The sequence below is a fragment of the Anaerolineae bacterium genome (assembly GCA_013178015.1).
Lineage (GTDB): Bacteria > Chloroflexota > Anaerolineae > DRVO01 > DRVO01 > Ch71.
This window is the reverse complement of sequence record JABLXR010000011.1, coordinates 1-18,060: the sequence shown is the minus strand read 5'-3', so window position 1 is coordinate 18,060 and position 18,060 is coordinate 1. Positions and strand designations below refer to the sequence as shown.

The 18,060-nt window shown below is 65.6% G+C and carries 15 protein-coding genes and 1 pseudogene; 9 read left to right on the top strand and 7 right to left on the bottom strand.

Annotated features, from left to right (window positions below):
- Nucleotides 1-36 precede the first annotated feature (36 nt).
- The 6 genes from cpaB to HPY83_05590 all read left to right on the top strand — a co-directional run bounded on the left by cpaB (nt 37) and on the right by HPY83_05590 (nt 6,185).
- The gene (gene cpaB, locus HPY83_05615; protein ID NPV07429.1) at nt 37-921 is read left to right on the top strand and encodes a Flp pilus assembly protein CpaB; all 885 of its coding nucleotides are present in this window, start codon (nt 37-39) and stop codon (nt 919-921) included.
- A gap of 50 nt (nt 922-971) precedes the next feature.
- On the top strand, nt 972-2,180 hold the full coding sequence (locus tag HPY83_05610) for a response regulator (GenBank protein ID NPV07428.1): 1,209 nt from the start codon (nt 972-974) through the stop codon (nt 2,178-2,180).
- 36 nt (nt 2,181-2,216) lie between these two features.
- Nucleotides 2,217-3,587: a CpaF family protein gene (locus HPY83_05605; GenBank protein ID NPV07427.1), complete on the top strand. Its 1,371-nt coding sequence runs from the start codon at nt 2,217-2,219 to the stop codon at nt 3,585-3,587.
- Between the two features lie 12 nt (nt 3,588-3,599).
- Nucleotides 3,600-4,550, top strand: a complete 951-nt coding sequence (locus HPY83_05600) for a secretion system protein (GenBank protein NPV07426.1) — start codon at nt 3,600-3,602, stop codon at nt 4,548-4,550.
- A 14-nt stretch (nt 4,551-4,564) separates the two neighbouring features.
- Entirely contained in the window at nt 4,565-5,494 is a 930-nt protein-coding gene (locus HPY83_05595) for a type II secretion system F family protein (protein NPV07425.1), read from the top strand.
- Nucleotides 5,495-5,648: 154 nt separating this feature from the next.
- Nucleotides 5,649-6,185, top strand: coding sequence for a ComF family protein (locus tag HPY83_05590; GenBank protein ID NPV07424.1), 537 nt, complete (start codon nt 5,649-5,651; stop codon nt 6,183-6,185).
- Here HPY83_05590 and HPY83_05585 read toward each other — a convergent pair.
- From HPY83_05585 to HPY83_05575, 3 genes are read right to left on the bottom strand one after another with little or no spacing between them, the layout of a single operon-like run.
- A complete protein-coding gene (locus HPY83_05585; GenBank protein NPV07423.1) occupies nt 6,182-6,643 on the bottom strand; it encodes a cold shock domain-containing protein in 462 nt (153 codons plus the stop codon). The two genes, HPY83_05590 and HPY83_05585, sit on opposite strands and share 4 nt — an antisense overlap.
- Nucleotides 6,644-6,889, bottom strand: a complete 246-nt coding sequence (infA, locus tag HPY83_05580; GenBank protein NPV07422.1) for a translation initiation factor IF-1 — start codon at nt 6,887-6,889, stop codon at nt 6,644-6,646. It lies immediately after the preceding gene.
- 45 nt (nt 6,890-6,934) lie between these two features.
- Nucleotides 6,935-7,435 carry a hypothetical protein gene (locus tag HPY83_05575; GenBank protein NPV07421.1) on the bottom strand — a complete coding sequence of 167 codons (501 nt, stop codon included), beginning with the start codon at nt 7,433-7,435 and terminating at the stop codon, nt 6,935-6,937.
- Nucleotides 7,436-8,584: 1,149 nt separating this feature from the next.
- Between HPY83_05575 and HPY83_05570 the strand changes: the two are divergent.
- A pseudogene (locus tag HPY83_05570) lies at nt 8,585-8,677 on the top strand (energy transducer TonB).
- 991 nt (nt 8,678-9,668) lie between these two features.
- Here HPY83_05570 and HPY83_05565 read toward each other — a convergent pair.
- From HPY83_05565 to HPY83_05555, 3 genes are read right to left on the bottom strand one after another with little or no spacing between them, the layout of a single operon-like run.
- Nucleotides 9,669-10,691, bottom strand: coding sequence for a zinc-binding alcohol dehydrogenase family protein (locus HPY83_05565; protein NPV07420.1), 1,023 nt, complete (start codon nt 10,689-10,691; stop codon nt 9,669-9,671).
- A gap of 16 nt (nt 10,692-10,707) precedes the next feature.
- Complete coding sequence (locus tag HPY83_05560) at nt 10,708-11,673, bottom strand: hexose kinase (GenBank protein NPV07419.1); 966 nt, start codon at nt 11,671-11,673, stop codon at nt 10,708-10,710.
- Complete coding sequence (locus HPY83_05555; GenBank protein NPV07418.1) at nt 11,670-12,311, bottom strand: hypothetical protein; 642 nt, start codon at nt 12,309-12,311, stop codon at nt 11,670-11,672. Before HPY83_05555 ends, HPY83_05560 begins: the two co-directional genes overlap by 4 nt.
- An 81-nt stretch (nt 12,312-12,392) precedes the next feature.
- Here HPY83_05555 and HPY83_05550 point away from each other — a divergent pair, with 81 nt between their 5' ends.
- The gene (locus HPY83_05550; protein ID NPV07417.1) at nt 12,393-13,295 is read left to right on the top strand and encodes a decaprenyl-phosphate phosphoribosyltransferase; all 903 of its coding nucleotides are present in this window, start codon (nt 12,393-12,395) and stop codon (nt 13,293-13,295) included.
- A gap of 62 nt (nt 13,296-13,357) precedes the next feature.
- On the opposite strand, the gene HPY83_05545 is transcribed toward HPY83_05550, so the two are convergent.
- A complete protein-coding gene (locus HPY83_05545) occupies nt 13,358-14,998 on the bottom strand; it encodes a CTP synthase (protein NPV07416.1) in 1,641 nt (546 codons plus the stop codon).
- 941 nt (nt 14,999-15,939) lie between these two features.
- On the opposite strand from HPY83_05545, the gene HPY83_05540 reads away from it, so the two are divergent.
- The coding region (locus HPY83_05540; protein NPV07415.1) for a phospholipid carrier-dependent glycosyltransferase at nt 15,940-18,060 on the top strand (2,121 nt) is incomplete at its 3' end.

The following is an 18,060-nucleotide window of genomic DNA, read 5'->3' as shown; positions in this document are numbered from 1 at the left end:
GGCGACCGCCGATTTGCTTGACGCAGGAGGATCCCTTTGAAGGGAAAGGCGATCGTATTCATCGGCGTACTCATAGGTCTGGTGGCCGGCGCGATGGTGCTGGTCCTCGTCAGCCAGCAGACGCCGGTGACGGCGGCGGACCCTACTCCCGAGCCGATTCCGGTGGTGCGTGCCGCCCAGAACATCGCCAAAGGCGATGAGATCACGCTGGAGGCGATCCAACTGGTACACCTGGAGCGGGGTGAGGCCGTGCCTCCTACGGCGGTGCGCGACCCCATGAAGGTAGTGGGCATGATCGCCGCGATGGACATACCGCAGGGCACTATCATGCAGGAGGCTATGTACTTCGACCGAGAGTCGGCGTTGCTGACGGGGAGAAGCGCTTCCACGCTGTTCCAGCCGGGCAGAGTGGCTATGGCCTTCCCCATAGGCGACCTGGCCAGCGTGGGCGGGGCGCTCAAGCCCGGCGACAGGGTGAATGTCCTGGCATCCTTCGAGCTAATGGATGTGGACCGGCAGCTGCAGGTACGCATGCCGATGGACGGCTCAGGCATACAGATACCGCGCATGGCGGTGCAGATGGTGTTGCAGGACATCGAGGTGCTCCGCGTGGGCGCGTGGACCACCCCTACGTCCGTCACCGGTGACAAGCAGAGCCCGCCACCGGTGGTCAACACTGACCTGGTGACCCTGTTGGTCACTCCTCAGGACTCGCTCGTGCTGAAGTGGCTCATCGACAAGGTGGATGAAGGCCAAGCCAGGATCACTCTGGCGCTGCGCTCCGAAGACGAGGAGGAGACATCCACAACCGAAGCGGTGACGCTCGAGTACGTGATGCGGCGCTTCAACGTGCCCATACCTTCCAAGCTAGATGTCACCACCGACGAAATCCGGGTCAAGGGCAACCTGGAGATACGGTAATACCCGCCGGCCGACGCCTTGCGGCCAGCCGGACTCGAGGTTAGCGACCAATGATACGGATTGTCGTTGTGGACGACAGCCCGGAAGTCGTCAACGACATCGAGCGCCTGTTCCACTTCGAGCCTGACCTAGAGGTAGTGGGCACGGCAACCGATGGAGCGGTAGGGCTCCAGGTAGTGCGGGAGACTCGTCCGGACGTTGTGCTCCTGGATATCAACATGCCGGGCATGGACGGGCTGGCGGTGGCGGAGGCCATCACCGCCAACATGCCCGGGGTCCAGGTGATCATGATGTCCGTGCAGACGGAGATGGATTACCTGCGCAAGGCCATGCGGGCGGGAGCGCGGGACTACATCCTCAAGCCCTTCGACATTGATGAGGTGCCGGCCAAGATCCGGCAGGTGCACGAGTCACTCCGGGCCAAGTCGGAGGCGGCCGCGGTGGAGGATCCCACCGAAGGCAAGGTGATCACCGTGTTCAGCCCGCGGGGTGGCTCAGGTTGTACCACCCTGGCTGTCAATCTGGCGCTGGCCCTCCGGTCCTTCACCCGCCGCAAGGTGGCACTAGTGGACGCCGCCCTGCAGTTCGGCGACGTAGGCGTGATGCTGAACGTGCACAACCAACGTCACATCGGGGAGCTGGCCCGGCACATGGACGAGCTAGACCCCACCTTCGTGGGTGAGATGACGGTAACGCATCCCTCTGGGCTCCGAGTCCTGCTGGCGCCACCACGTCCGGAGATGGCCGAACTGGTCACGAGCGAGTGCATTCGCCGCACGCTGGCCTCCCTGAAGCAGAGCTTCGACTTCGTGGTGGTGGACGGTGGCCACTACTTGGGGGAGTCGCTTCTAGCGTCGGTGGACGAGTCCGATCGTCTGCTCCTTCTCACGACGCCGGACATCCCGTCCATCAAGAGCACGCGGCTGATGCTGGAAGTGCTCGACGCTCTTGGGGTGCCGGAGGAGCGCTGTGGTCTGGTGATAGGGCAGGCCGGTCGCCGGTACGGGGTAAAGACGGAGGATATCGAGAGATCGCTGGGGATGCGGGCAGTGGTTGCCCTCCCGTACGACGACGCGGGGCCGCTTCTGGCCGCCAACCAGGGACGGGCGCTGTACGAGATGGACCCGGAGGCACCGTTCTGTCAGGCGGTGCTCAAGCTCAGCCAGGAGGTGATCGGGGGTGGCGTGGCGGCGGAGGGAGAGCCGGTAGCGGAGGAACCGGCGAAGCCTCGGCGAAGGTTCGCATTTCTCGGGGGATAGCGCGGTGAGTCCGACATCTGCGATGGAGGTGTGGTAGTGTCGCTACTCAGGCGACTGGAAGGCAACGGTAGCAGCAGCGGGGCCGGCCCTCAGACGACGATGAGGCGGTTGCCCGCTACCGCCGGCCCCGATGTCCGCGATGCCTATAGAGAGCTCAGGGGTCGTATCCAGAGCCGACTGATCGCCGAGTTGGAGGACATAGACCTGAGCGAGCGGGAGGAAGTCGAGGCCAAGATCCAGGAGCTCTTTGACAGCCTGCTTGCCCAGGAGAACATCATCCTCAGCCGGGCCGAACGGGGGAGGATGTTCGAGCAGATCGTAAGCGAGATTCTAGGCCTAGGGCCCCTTGATCCCCTGCTGGAGGACACTTCCATCACTGAGATCATGGTCAATGGGCCCGCCAACATCTTTGTGGAGCGGAACGGCAAGATCGAACGCACTAAGCTCTCCTTCGAGAGTGCCCAACATGAGTTGCGCATCATTGAGCGCATCGTGTCGCGCATCGGGCGGCGCATTGACGAATCGTCGCCCATGGTAGACGCTCGCCTTCCGGACGGTTCCCGGGTCAATGCCGTCATCTCCCCTGTTTCGCTCGTGGGGCCGGTCCTCACCATCAGGAAGTTCTCCCACACACCCCTGTCTGCCGATGACCTGGTACGCTTCGGCTCATTGACCGCTGAGGCGATGGAGTTCCTGCACCTCTGTGTCAAGGGGCGGTTGAACATCCTCATCGCCGGGGGCACCGGCTCCGGCAAGACCACTCTCCTTAACGTGCTTTCGTCCTTTGTGCCCGAGGATGAGCGCATCATCACTATCGAGAACGTGGCCGAGCTGCAGCTGCAGCAGGAGCACGTAGTGACTCTGGAATCGCGCGAACGCAACATCGAGGGCCGGGGCGAGATCACCATCCGCGACTTGGTGGTGAATGCCCTGCGAATGAGGCCGGACCGGATCATCGTCGGGGAGGTGCGCGCCGGCGAGGCGCTGGACATGCTCCAGGCCATGAACACCGGACATGATGGATCCATGACCACCCTCCACGCCAACAGCCCCCGCGACGCCCTATCTCGCTTGGAGACGATGGTCCTGATGGCGGGAATGGATCTGCCCTTGCGGGCCATCAGGGAACAGATAGCGTCGGCCATCGACTTGGTGGTGCACCAGGAGCGCCTGCGAGACGGCTCCCGCCGGGTGGTAAACATATCTGAGGTGCAGGGGCTGGAGAGCGAGGTGATTGTGATGCAGGACCTCTTCCGCTTCCGGCGCAAGGGAGAGCGAGAGGGCAAGATCCTAGGCTCACTGGAGCCCACCGGTATCCGCCCACGATTTGCGGAGAAGTTGGAAGCCGCCGGCACGCCGGTGCCGCCCAGTCTGCTAGGCATCCGGGAGACCATTCGCGAACTGTAGCGGGGCCAAGCCATGCAGATAGCCATTCTCGTTGCCGTCGCCATAGCCCTGAGCATCAGCGCCACCGCCTGGCTGGTCTGGCGGTTGGTGCGCGGTCAGTCGGGCGTTATCCAGGAGCGGCTGGCGTCCTACGCGGCCCGGGGGGGCTCGGAGGTTGCGGAACGTCAGCATCGTCCTACTATCGCCGCCCAGATGGACCAGGCGCTCCGCAGGCGCCCCTTCGGCCAGCGACTGGCGGAGGACCTGGGACGGGCCGATCTGCAGCTGCGGGTATCCGAGTTCGTGGTTCTGCAGGTGCTGTGCGCCGTCCTGGGTGTGCTCTTTGGCCTCATCCTGTTCGCCACTCCGGCCCTGGCCCTGCTCATAGGGTTTGGGGCCTTCTTCCTTCCTCGCGTCTACCTCAAGCGCCGGCAGTCGGCCCGACTGCACGCCTTCAGCGACCAGCTGGGCGACGCGCTGAGGCTGCTGGTGAGTTCGCTGCGGTCGGGCTACAGCATGCTGCAGTCCATGGAGGTGGTGGCTTCGGAGTTGCCCGAACCCATCGCGGGCGAGTTCGGGCGGGTGGTGCGAGAGGTCGGGCTGGGGCTGACTCAGGAGCAAGCCTTCAACAACATGCTCCAACGCCTGCCGAGCGACGACCTGGACATGATGGTCACGGCCATCAACGTGCAGCACGAAGTCGGCGGCAACATGGCCGAGATCCTGGATACCATCAGCGGCACCATAGCGGAGCGGGTGCGTATCCAGGGCGAGATCCGGGTGCTGACGGCTCAGCAGATGCTCTCGGGCTACCTGCTAACGTTCCTTCCCCTGGCGGTGACCCTGGTGCTCTTCGCCATAAACCGACCCTACATGGTGCAGCTCTTCCAGGATACCTGCGGGCTGGCGATGGTTGGAACTGGAGTGACCATGGTCGCCACCGGATACCTGATCATCCGCCGAATCGTGAAGATCGAGGTCTGACGAGGTAGGGTGCTATGAACCCAGCTGCCTTGATGCTGGCTTTCATGGTGATGCTCAGCATCACCCTCATCTCCGTGGGCCTGTCCAACGCTCGAACCCAAAGCGTAGTGGAGGTGCGCCTGGCCCAGTACGGGTCCCGCACCGCTACTCTCGCCGATCTGGAGCTAGAGCGGAGCTTCGCCGAGCGCGTCATTCGCCCGGCCTTTGGACGGCTGGCCCGTGCCCTGGCGGCGATGGCGCCTCAGGCTAGTCTGGCCCGCACCCGGCGCCAGCTGGAGCTGGCCGGAAACCCGGCCGGCCTCCGTGCTGTAGACTTCATCGGCCTGCGCTTCCTGTCTGGCCTGGCTACGGGTGCCGTGGTGTTCCTTCTGACTCAAGCCCTGGCGCTGGGGATCGGAGCCGGGGTGGTGTTTGGCCTACTCCTGGGCACGCTGGGATACATGTTGCCGGTTATGTGGCTCGGTTCGCGTATCCGTCAGCGCAAGCAGGAGATCCTGCGCGCTCTCCCCGATGCTCTGGACCTCCTGACTATTAGCGTGGAGGCGGGATTGGGGTTCGATGCCGCCCTGGCCAAGGTGGTGGAGAAGTGGGACAATGCCCTCACCTACGAGTTCGGTCGAGTGCTGGCGGAGGTGCGAGTGGGCAAGCTCCGCCGAGAGGCTCTGCGCGATATGGCGGAGCGGGTGGAAGTCCCCGAGGTCAAGAGCTTCGTGGCGGCCATCATCCAGGCCGACCAGCTAGGAGCCAGCATAGGTCGCATCCTTCACGTTCAGGCGGCCCAGATGCGAATGAAGCGGCGTCAGCGAGCAGAAGAGGCGGCACAGAAAGCCCCCATAAAGATGCTCATCCCTCTAGCGTTCCTCATCATGCCGGCGCTATTCATAGTGCTCCTGGGGCCGGCGGTCATTACGGTCAAGAACTCCGGCGTCCTTTCCCTGATGTAGCGGCTTCACAGTGGCCCCGCCCCCGCGCCTGGCCCGCCTGAGAGACTGGCTGCTAGACCTGCTCTACCCTCCACACTGCCTGGGTTGCGGGGCAGGAGGCGCCTGGCTGTGCCATGCGTGCCTATCGAGCGTGGCGCGGCTGGACGATCCCCAAGTGGTATCGGTGCACGTGGGGGAGAGGACGTGGCTGCTCCCGGTGTACTCAGTCAGCCTGCACCAGGGACTGGCGCGCCGGGCCGTCCATGCCCTCAAGTACGAAGGGAAACGGGTGCTGGCCGAGCCCATGGCGGCGGAGATGGTCGGCTGTCTCGGTTCGACGGCAGCGAAGGTGGACTGGGTGATCCCGGTGCCCCTGCATCGGAGTCGGCAGCGGGAGCGGGGGTTCAATCAAGCGGAGCTTCTGGCGCGAGGGCTGACGGCCCACCTCCGACTTCCCCTGGTAGGTGATTGCCTGGTTAGGGTGCGTGATACTTCGCCGCAGGTGGGGTTATCGGTGGCGGAGAGGAAAGGCAACATGGAGGGAGCCTTCCGTGCCCATGCGCGCATGCGGGAACAGGCGTTGCTCCTGGTGGACGACGTGTGCACTACGGGCGCCACCATCGCTGCCTGTGCCGCGGCCGCAGCTGCTGCGGGGGGTGTGCCAGTCGCGGCGGTGACGTTCACCCGTGCCGGGCCGGGGATGGATATCTAGTCGCTGCGGCGATTGTAGATGGTGTAGGTATATACGAAGGTGATGGGCCGACGCTTCCAGGAGTTGGGCAGGCGCTTGGTGAGATCGAAGGGGGTAGGCGGGTCCTGAACTGCTGCCGGAGCCTCGGGCTGGCGCTCCTCGTCCGGGGCTGGTGCCCGCTCAGTCACCACGACCACGTTCACGGCCTGGTGGCCCTTGGGAGTGTCGCGCACCTCGAACTCCACTACGCGGCCCTTGGCGAGAGGCAGGTCGCTCGAGCCCAGGACGACGGCGCTCTCGTGGACGAAGACCTCGGTGCCGTCGTCGCACTGGATGAAACCGTAGCTGCGGCTACGGTTGAACCACTTGACGACTCCTCGCCTGACGTCGGAGCTGTCAGCTACCTGAGCCGGGGCTTGCCTGGGGGAGGAGCGGCGCGAACGCCGCCGCCTACCTCGGCGGGGTTCGCTATCGAGCATCTAGCGCACTGCTTCGGCACTGGGGTTGCGGTATCGATACACGATCCGCCCGCGTTCCAGGTCGTACGGGGTGAGAGCTACGCGCACGCGGTCGCCGAGGAGGACGCGGATGTAGAACTTGCGCATCTTCCCGCTCAGGTAGGCCAGTACTTCATGACCGCTGTCCAGCCTGACCCGGAAAGTGGTGTCGGGCAGGGTCTCGATCACGGTACCCTCTACTTCGATAGTGTCTTCTTGCTTTGGCATATGCCTCCTAGTCCTCGTTCTGATGTGACAATGATACGCGGTTGCTCAGGAAGTGGGCGAATCGGCGAGGCTTCCATCGAGGAGACTGGCTAGTTCCTCGAAGGCAGCCTCGGGCTCACAGCCTCGCACTGCGGCCAGCTCCGTGGCCACGAAGTTGCGGGCCTGCTCCAACACCCGGGCATCGGTACTGGTTAGCTGGCTGGCCCGACTGCGGTGAAACAAGTCCCGGCACACTTCAGCAATGAGCCGGGTGTCGCCGGAGCGCAGCTTGTCCATCAGCTCTTTCTGACGCGATTTGAACTCACTGGGCAGATTGCCCGGATCCTGGACCAGAATCTGCAGAGCCTCCTCCACCATGTTGCCATCTGCCAGGCGCAGGCCCAAGGAGTCCGCGTTGTTGACCGGTACAAGCATGGTGAGCCGGTTGGCGTACAGCTCAATGACGTAGTACTCGCCGCTGCCGTCGGTTCCCTCCGGGGTATCGAAGCCCTTGATGACGCCCGCCCCGTGGTTTGGATGCACGACCCGATCGCCCTCCCGGAACATGAAGAACCTCCTGCCTCTGGCTGCATCCCCGACGCGCCCGCTGCCAGGACCGCCATCCGTGGGCTGCGGGGCACACACGCTGCCCATCAGATCACCGTGCCGACATCAGGAATGGGTGACGGTGGTCCTGAGAAGGTGACGCCAAGCGCCAACACCGGACGCGAATGCGGATAACGGCCCATCAGCCTAGGCCGGAGTAGGTCTGACGAGCGCGTGGAGCCGCTTGCATAAAGTCGCACCGCTCCACACCTAAGTATACCAACCAAAGGAAGAGCGTACAAGGGCACCACGGACCGCGGATGCATGAGCTCGGCACCGGGGGGTCGGACGGTGGCCCCGGGTCGCCGGTCCGCCTCGGCCTTTCGTAACGACTCGCGATGAAGGGGGTAGAGCCTTGGGCAGCGGGATGGCTCAGGCTCTACGTAGGGCTGCTCATGGAGCAGGCGCGACCCATCCTCGCCAGGGTGCACGGCAGCGCGCCCAAGATCTCCGCGGGGTGACTGAGGTGCGCCCGTGCCAAAGCCTACGTCATGGCACCGCCTGCCGCCGCGCGGCGGCAGGCGGCACTCGGGAGAGCCCTGACCCTTTGGCCGGCTGGGCCGCGGTGCTTGTTGGCATGTACGCCGCGATTCCAGCAGGTTGCCCCATTCCCCATCCTGTGACGCCTGTGTTAGACTCGGTCCAGCCGTCCTCTACGAGAACGTATCGGTGGGCCACCCGGGGCCTGCCCGGAGGTGACCTGTGAGACAACCCGAAGACGGCCTTCGCGCTCTGGCTCTGACGGTCGTGCTGCTCTTGCTGGCGACCGGCGGCCTGCTGGCGTGCATGGCAGACCAGAACCGGAGCCCTGCCGCTGGTGGCGCCATTCCCTGGCAGGAGCAGCTCGGGACGCAGTTGGCGTTCGCTGTAGCCACCCAGCACGCTATGGCAACAGCCACTCGGCAGAGTGCAGGCTTGGCCACACAGCAAGCTGTGGGCTTGGCTACGCCCGGCGAGACGGGCGACGGGCCCGGCACTGCGACCCTGGAACCGGCGCTCTCGGCTTCGCCTTCGGCTCAGCCGGACGCAACAGCCACGGTGCAGGCGCAGGTCGTTCCTCCCAGTTCTACCCCGGTCCCGTCCGCCACCGCGACCCGGCCGCCCACATCGACGCCCACGATGACGCCCGTTCCGGCCACTCCGACGGCCACCGCTACCTTCACCCCTGTCCCGACCCCTACCCCGACGCCGACGCCCCGGCCCATGAGCTTGAGGGAGGACTTGCCTGCCATGGCGCTGGCGGACTGGCCGCGACCGGCGAACGACAACGGCTGGGGGATGCACTTCCTGGTTGATCCCTACCCTTCCGAGGAGGTAATAGATCTAAACATCCAGCGCATGCTGGACATGCACATGAAATGGGCTCTGGTCATCTATGGGGACGAGATCCAGCTGCAGAAGCTGGCGCCCCGCTTCCGCGACGCCGGCATCACCGTGGTCTGGCGCCGCATGCTCCGGCCTTACGACTTCTACTGGGAGTGGGAGAGGGACATACGTATCCTGCAGAGCCTAGGAGTGCCGCCCTACATGCAGATATACAACGAGCCCTCGGTAGCTCAGGAGTGGCCGGATGGTCGTGCCGACCAGGCGGTGTTCATTGAGAACCTGATCGCGGCCTGTGAGGCAGTGTACAACGCCGGGGGCTACGTGGGGCTGCAGTTCGTGTCGGAGAACTGGCTTCGGGATGCCATCGCCGAGATCAAGAAGCGCGATGGGGAGAGGCTGTTCGGTCGCACCTTCTTCATTCCGCACTCGTACGGCATGAACCACCCGCCCAGCTACACCGAGGACATCAACACCGTGCTCAGCTTCAGGAACTTCGCCCACATATTCGAGGAAGAGATCGGATTCGTGCCTCCCATGATCGTGGGCGAGGGCGGATGGAAGTATGGTGCCACCGACGATGGCCGCTATCCCAAGGTGTCGGAGGAGCTACACCGAGACTACTACGTGGAGCTCTACAACTGGTTCCGTACCGGTGTGCTCTCCAACGGGGAACCTCTGCCAGACTACCTCTTCGCCTTCTGTCCCTGGCTGCTGTCTCACAAGATGGACGACAACGCCTTCTACGACAGCTTCGCGGGCGACAGGGTGGTGACGATCGAAGCCATCCGGGCCATCCCGCCCTTCGTGCGCCGGTTCAGCTGGGAGTAACGACTAGCGGACAGGGGATAGCGCGACTGGCCGCTCGGATCTAGCCACTGTCCATTGTCAATACCACCTTGCGGGTGGCCTGGGGCTGCTCTTCGATCAGGGCGAAGGCGGCGCCGACGCGTTCGAAGGGGAAACGGTGGGAGATCAGCGGACGGGGATCCACCTGGCCGCTCTCTACCAGCCGGATGATGCGGCGGAACTGCTCGCGGCTGTTGCGGGAGGCGATCACGTCCAGCTCCTTTCGCACCAGGAGAGGCACGGGCAAGGGCACCTCTTGTGTGGTGATCCCTACGATGACCACCCGGCCGGCGGAGCCGACGTAATCGAGGGCGGCACGGGTGGTGCGCACTGTGCCCACCGCCTCGATCACCACTGTGGGACCCTCGCCGCCGGTCCAGTCCAGCACCGCTCTGGCCACGTCCTCATCCGCGGCGTTGATGGTCAGGTCGGCGCCCAAAGAGCGGGCAACCTCCAGCTTGTCCGGAATGAGGTCAACGCTGGCTACCCGGGCTCCCTCCTGCCGGGCCAAGAGAAGGGCCGCCAGGCCGATGGTCCCGGCACCGAGGATCAACACGCTGTCCTCAGCTGATACCCGTCCGCGGCTGACTGACTGCCCCCCGATGCAGAGGGGCTCGATCAGGGCGGCCGTCTCGAAGGGCACCTCGGGGGAGATGCGATGCAATTGCCCCTGGTCCACCGTCAGGTACTGACGGAAACCCCCGTCGGTGTGCACGCCCATCACCTGCAGGCGGGTGCAGCAGTTGTAGCGGCCCACGCGACAGGGATAGCATTGTCCGCAGCGGAGCATAGGGTCGAGGACCACGTGGTCACCCGGCGAGAGGCCGGTCACGTCGGCCCCCAGTCTTGTCACCTCTCCGGCGACCTCGTGGCCGGGAATGGCGGGGTAGACCTGGAAGGCGGAGGAGCCCCGATAGGCGTGCACGTCGGAGCCGCATATGCCCCCAGCTCGCACGCGCACCACGACCTGGCCTGGGCCCGGGTACGGTTGGTCCATCTCGACCAGCTCCAGTTCGCGGGGACCACGTAGCAGGGCTGCTTTCATAGCCGATCTCCTTGTCTCAGCCAATGCGTTCCACCCGTACCAGAGGCAGAAGCCGCTGCACATCCTCGCACCGGCAGTCGGCAGTACCAAGGGTGAGGAGCACGGCGCTGGCAGCCGCCGTGGCCCAGCGCAGTGCCTCCGGCAGGGGGAGGTCGTCCAGGAAGCCCTTGATGAGCCCGGCGGCGAAGGCATCGCCGGCGCCGGCAGTGTTCACCACCTCGACCGGCATGGGCGGGACTCGCCACGCCTGGTCGGGGGTGACGCAGATGCTACCCTCTTCTCCCAGGGTGACCACCACCAGCTTGACCCCGCGAGTCTGGCACAGCTCGCGGGCAGCCTCTACCGCGTCGGCGACTCCATCGAGCCGGCGGCCCAGGGCGGCGCCCAGCTCCACCTGGTTGGGTTTGACGATGGTCGGGCGGCCGGGAAGGCCGTCCATAAGGGTCTGGCCGCTGGCGTCGAGCAGGGACCTAACTCCGTGGGCGCGGGCCTCCACCAGCATGCGGGCGTACAGATCGGGGGCCACGCCCTCGGGGAGGCTCCCTCCTAGGATCAGCCACTCCCGCCCCGGAAGCAAGCGGCGCACGTGGTCGAGCAGCCGTTCGCCATCGGCGTAGGTGGGCTTGAGCGAGGGCACGGTGATGGTGCCCTGCTGGCCGGTTCCCTTCTTGATGATCACCACATTGACGCGGGTGTGACCGGGGCACCGGAGGAAGCGGCAGGTGACGCCTGCTCGGCGCAGCATGCGCACCATGCGGCGGCCGCTCTTGCCGCCAGCCAGTCCGGTGGCCACCGAGGGTACGCCCAGTTGGGCCAGGACTAGCGAGGCATCGGCCGGCTTGCCCGCCATGGCCAGCGTGGTGGCCTCGGCCACCACCGTCCGGCCCAGGGCGAAATCGGGCACCAGTAGGCAGCGATCCAGAGCCGTGTTGGGGGTGACGGTTAGGACCGGCTCCGCTAGCGAAGCGCCCGACGCGGTCACCGGGGCCCACCGGCCCGCAGGCAGGCCTGAGCCAGCAGACAGCGGGCATTGTTCTCCAGCCTTTCCAGGGTGTCGTAGGCCTCCAAGAGATTATGGGCGACGACCACGGCACCATGCCGAGGCAGCAGTGCCCCCAGGGCGTGCTGGTCGAACTGGTCCATGAGGGGCCGGAAGTAGGCCACCACGTTGACGGCCAGCTCGGGGGTATGGCTGCGGGCTGGTTGCACCAGGCCAATGGTGCCGAACTTCTCCGTGTACTCCACGGCCGACGGCATCTCCCAACCCAGGGCGGAGAAGACCATCAGGTTGGGGGCATGGGCGTGAATGACGCTGCCGATCTGGGGGAAGGCCTCGTAGAGCGCCAGGTGCATGTCACTCTCGCGGGAGATGGGGGTAGGGCCCTGGAGTACGTTCCGCTGTAGGTCCAGTACGTTGACCAATTCGGGCGTGAGGCGCCAGTGGTAGCGGGCCCCGGCGTAGCGGGGGCTGACGTAGATGCGTTCCCCCACCTTGGCGCTGACGTTGCCCCCGGCAGCGTCGGTGAGGAAGCGCTCGTAGAGCATGGCGCCGATGTAGATGATCTGGTCTATGGTGCTGGTGTCGGCCTGAACCTGATTCTCCACTCCGTCCTCCGCCATCGTCTTTGCCCCTGGGTGGGCCTGGATGCCCAAGGCCGGTCCTTCTTGACCGGGCCGGGACCGCTCCCCTATCATGGCCGCATGCACCGCGCACCTGCCCTCCCTGCCAGCAGCCTGGTCGAGCTCATGAAGACCATGCGCCCCAAGCAGTGGGCCAAGCAGGCCTTCGTGCTAGCGGCCCTGGTATTCGATGGCAAGCTGTTCCAGCCCTACTTTGTGGTCCGGACGCTTCTCGCGGTCCTGGTCTTCTCTCTGATATCCGGTGCGGTCTACGCCCTGAACGACCTGGCGGACGTAGAGAAGGACCGGACGCACCCATCTAAGCGCCACCGACCTCTGGCTTCCGGCCGTCTCTCGCCAGCTGTGGCCGGAGTGGCCGTGCTGGTGCTGGTAGCGGTATCCCTCGCGACTGCGTACCTGCTGAGCCCTGGCTTTCTCCTGGTCACTGCCCTCTATTTCGGGCTGAACGTCGCCTACTCCTATGTCCTGAAAGACCTGTTGATACTGGACCTGCTCGCCATAGCTGCTGGGTTCGTGCTGCGGGTAGTGGCAGGGGTGGTGGTGGTGGACGTGGCCCGCTTCTCTCCCTGGCTCTACGTGTGTACCACTCTGCTGGCCCTGTTCATCGCCATCAACAAGCGCCGGCACGAGTACGTGCTCCTGGCGGAGAACGCTGAGAACCACCGCTCCACCCTCGCCGGCTACACCCTTCCCCTGCTAGATCAGTTCAGCATGGTGGTCATATCGGCCACGCTGATGGCTTACTCGCTCTATACCTTCTCCGCTCCCAACCTGCCGGACAACCACTCCATGATGCTCACCATTCCCTTCGTCATCTACGGCCTGTTCCGCTACATGTACCTGGTGCAGGTCAAGGGAATGGGCGGCGCCCCGGAAGAGATCGTCTTGCGGGACAAGCCCCTGATACTGGACGTGCTGCTCTGGTCGCTGGCGGTAGGGCTGGTCCTGTATGTGTTCTCGTAGGGGACAGTGACTCATGGTACGTGGCGCCTCACGGGATGAACCACGTACATGATGGTCACGTGTCACGTTTCACGCATCACCATCCCTGCCTCCTCTAGGCCCTGACGGCGTCGGTGTTGGATGGCGGCCGAGATGAAGGCGCGAAATAGCGGATGAGGCCGGAGCGGCCGCGACTTGAACTCCGGATGGAACTGGCTACCCACCATCCAGGGGTGATCCACGATCTCGGCGATCTCGACCAGGCGGCCATCCGGTGAGAGGCCGCTGAAGGCCATGCCGGCCGAAGCGAGAAGAGCCCGGAAGTCGTTGTTCAGCTCAAAGCGATGCCGGTGCCGCTCGTGCACCAGGTCGGTGCCGTACGCGGCGGCAGCCCTGGTGCCCGGCACCAGCACGCAGGGGTAGGAGCCCAGCCGCATCGAGCCTCCCAGGTCCACGATCGAGCGTTGCTCCGGCAGCAAGTCTATCACCGGGTAGGCCGTGGTGAGGTCGAACTCGGTGCTATTGGGCTCGTCGGACCCGGTGGCAGCGCGGGCTAGCTCGATGACCATGGTCTGCATGCCTAGGCACAGGCCTAGGTAAGGCAGCCGGTTCAGGCGGGCATAGCGGGCGGCTGCGATCTTGCCCTCGATGCCTCGATCCCCAAAGCCGCCGGGAACTACGATGCCGTCCAGCCCCTCTAGGAGCTCCTCAGGGGGCCGACGTTCCAGCTCCTCCGACGGGATCCAGCGGATGTTCAGGTCGCGGCCGGCGTTCACCGCGGCGTGGAACAGGGCCTCGCGCACGCTCAGATAGGCGTCGTGCAGCTCGACGTACTTGCCGGCGATGCCGATGTTGACTGGGGGCTTGGGCCGATGGATTTCCTCCACCAGGCGGGCCCAGTCGCTCAAGTCGGCGGCGCTGGCGCCCAGGTTGAGCCGCTCCACCAGCAGGTCACCCAGGTTGCGCTGGGCCAGCATGAGCACCACTTCGTAGATGGTGTCGGCGGTGACGAGCGGGATCACCGCTTCGGTGTCCACATCGCAGAAGAGGGCTACCTTCTCTCTGAGCCCGTTCGGCACGGGGTAGTCGCTGCGGCAGACGATCACGTCCGGCTGGATGCCGATGCTCCGCAACTCCCGCACGCTGTGCTGGGTTGGCTTTGTCTTGAGCTCTCCCGTGCTGCCGATGTGGGGAAGAAGGGTGACGTGTATGTAGAGGGTATTCTCTCGCCCCACATCCTTGCGCATTTGCCGGATGGCTTCCAGGAAGGGCAGGCCCTCGATGTCGCCTACCGTGCCGCCGACCTCGACAATGACCACGTCGGCCCCGCTGACGCGGCCGACGGCCGCGATGCGGCGCTTGATCTCGTTGGTGACGTGAGGAATGACCTGGATGGTGCCGCCAAGGTAATCGCCCCGACGCTCCTTGGCGATGACGCTGGAGTAGATCTGCCCGGCAGTGACGTTGCTGTCGCGAGTGAGGTTGGTGTCAATGAAGCGCTCGTAGTGGCCCAGGTCGAGGTCGGTCTCGGCACCGTCCTCGGTAACGAACACCTCCCCATGCTGGTAGGGGCTCATGGTGCCGGGGTCTACGTTGAGGTAGGGGTCCAGCTTCTGAACCGAGACGCGCACCCCGCGGGCCTTGAGCAGGCGCCCCACGGCGGCGACGGTTACACCCTTTCCCACCGAACTGACCACACCGCCGGTACAGAAGATGTACTTCATGGCAGAGCTCCTCTCGCGCAAGGCAGGTCGGCAAGGGGCAAAGAATAAGGCAGGCCTGGGGTTGGCATCCCGGCCCGCCCAATTCAATGATAGCCACTGCCGCTTGCTGCTGCAAACCACGGTAAGCAGGACGATCGTCTCTTGCCGCCCAACCCCTGCCCCAATCAGGAGTTCGCGCGCCCACGCGCGTGCTCCTCTTGATAGGCGGCACGCCCGCGCCTGGGGGCGCGGACTCCTCGTGAGGGGTCCGGAAAGCGCATGCCAGGTGCCGCCGGCGGGGGAGGCGCTTCCCGAAGGACCCGCATCCTGCCGTCCAATCCCCGCCCCAATGAGGAGTTCGCGCGCCCACGCGCGTGCTCCTCTTGATAGGCGGCACGTCCGCGCCTGGGGGCGCGGACTCCTCGTGAGGGGTCCGAAAAGCGCATGCCAGGTGCCGCCGGCGGGGGAGGCGCCTCCCGAAGGACGCGCATCCTGCCGTCCAATCCCCGCCCCAATGAGGAGTTCGCGCGCCCACGCGCGAGCCCCTCCCGACAGGCGGCACGCCCGCGCCTGGGGGCGCGGACTCCTCGTGAGGGGTCCGGAAAGCGCATGGTCAGGTGCCGCCGGCGCGGGAGGCGCTCCCGAAGGACCCGCATCCTGCCGTCCAATCCCCGCCCCAATGAGGAGTTCGCGCGCCCACGCGCGAGCCCCTCTCGATGGGCGGCACGCCCGCGCCTGGGGGCGCGGACTCCTCGTGAGGGGTCCGGAAAGCGCATGCGTCAGGTGCGATCGTCGCGCGCCCCGAGCTACGGCATGGGGAATGCGGGAGTGGCGGGGCCAACTATCCCCGCCCCGGCCCCCCTCTCCCCACAACTCGGCCCTCGTCCGCCGCTCTTGCCCCCATTCCCTATCCCCTATAACCTAACCCCTGTACCCTGTAACCTCCACGGAGCGCATACGGCTTGAGCAGGCGGCTTCGGCCCACCATTGAGCCACTCATACTGATTGCCCTGGTTCTGGCCGGGCTCTACCTCCGCCTGCAGAAGGTGAACTGGGACCACGGGCACCTGGCGCACCCCGACGAGCGGCACGTGCTCATGGTCACCGATACCGTCGAGTGGCCAGAGAGCCTGGCCCAGGCTCTGGACGTGCGCTCCAGCCCCCTCAACCCTTTCTCCCGCCCTGGTGAGGGCGGCGTTCGCCGGCCCGAGACGTTCGCCTACGGGCACTTCCCGGTCTACCTGCTCAAAGGGACGGCGGCGGGGCTTCGGGCACTGGCAAGGCCGGCTGAGGCCCTGTTAGGGCGTGACTCCGAGGTGGTGCGGACGCTATCCCGTATGACGGGTCTGTGGGAGATGGCGCCGCTGGGTCGGGTTCTCAGCGCCCTGTTCGACGTCGGCACCATCGTTGTCACCTTTGCCCTGGCCAGGCGGCTCTTCGGGCAGCGCTCCGGCCTGCTGGCAGCGGGCTTACTCAGCTTCACCGTCCTGCACGTCCAGCTCTCCCACTTCTACGCTGTAGACACCATCTTGGGCTTCTTCGTTACCCTCACTCTGTACTGGCTGGTGCGTGTGGCGCAGGGCGACGGGGAGGGAGCGGCGACGTGGGCCGGTGCCAGCTTGGCGCTGGCAGTGGCCTCCAAGTCCAGTGCGGCGGCGCTGGGCTTGGCCTGGATCCTGGCCTTCGTCCTGTGGGAGGGTAGCGGAGGCCATGGCAGGAGGCTCAGGCTGGCCGGGCTGAGCGCGGTGGTGGGAGCGGCCGTGTTTCTCCTGGTCAGCCCGTACGCGGTGCTTGACTTGCCGATGTTCCTGGAGAGCTTCGCCAAGGAAAGCCGGATGGTGCGGGGCATCTACGACTTCCCTTACACCCGCCAGTACCGCAAGACACCGGCCTTCCTCTATACCGTGCTGCAGCAGTTGCGCTGGGGCATGGGCTGGCTCCCCGGCCTTCTGGCCTTCGCCGGACTGGGCTGGGGCGTCTACCGGGCAGTGAGGGGGCGTGTCGCCGCCGGCGTGGTCATACTGGTGGCCTGGGCGGTGCCCTACTTCCTCATCACCGGCAGCTTCATGGTGAAGTTCATGCGTTACATGGCGCCGCTCACCCCGGCGCTGTACGTATTGGGGGCCGGCCTGGTGGCCACCCTGGCCGGGCGCCGCCGCTGGCTGGCCTGGAGCCTTGCGGGCCTGGCCCTGGCCTACGCCGTGCTCTGGTCGCTGGCCTTCACCTCTATCTACCGCCGACCCTTCACCCGGCACCAAGCTTCGGAGTGGATCTACCGCAACGTGCCGCCTGGGAGCGTCATCACCAAGGAAGAGTGGGACGACCTCATCCCCTATGGCATGACGGTGGACGGGAAGCCTCTCTGGGCCGAGGGGCAGTACGAGGTGCTCTCTTTTCCCCTGCAGGAGCCGGACGACGCGGCCAAGGTGGACATGCTGGTGGATCGGCTCCTGCGCGCCGATTACATCGTGGTGAGCAGCAACCGCTTCTACGGCTGGTTGCCCCGGCTGCGCGACCGGTTCCCCATCTCCAACCGCTACTACGAGCTCCTCTTCGAGGGCCGGCTCGGGTTCGGGCTGATCCGCGAGTTCACCTCCTACCCTTCGCTCGGGCCTTTCACCTTCGTTGACGACCGGGCAGACGAGAGCTTCACCGTCTACGACCACCCCAAGGTGATGGTCTTCGGCCGCACGGCTACTCTGACGGAAGGCGAGCTGCGGAGCCTGTTCCAGCCCTATCTGACCCAGGCGGCCTCGGAGAGGCGGGACGAGGCGCTCTTGCTCCCCGTTCCCGTGGATCGGTACCCCTCAGTGGCCGACTTCGGCTGGAACGCCTGGGCCGACGACGGGCTGGCGGCGGCAGCCTGGTGGTGGCTGGTGGCCTCGGCGGTGGGACTGGCGGCCTGGCCCTTGACCCATCGGCTGCTGGGGAGGCTATGGGCCGGGGGATGGCCTCTGGCTCGGGTGGTGGGACTGGCCCTGACGGCCTATCCCGTCTGGCTGGGCGCGAGCCTGGGAGTGACGTCCAACACTGTGGGGGCCTCGTTACTCTCCCTGGGCTGCCTGACCCTGATAGGGCTGGTG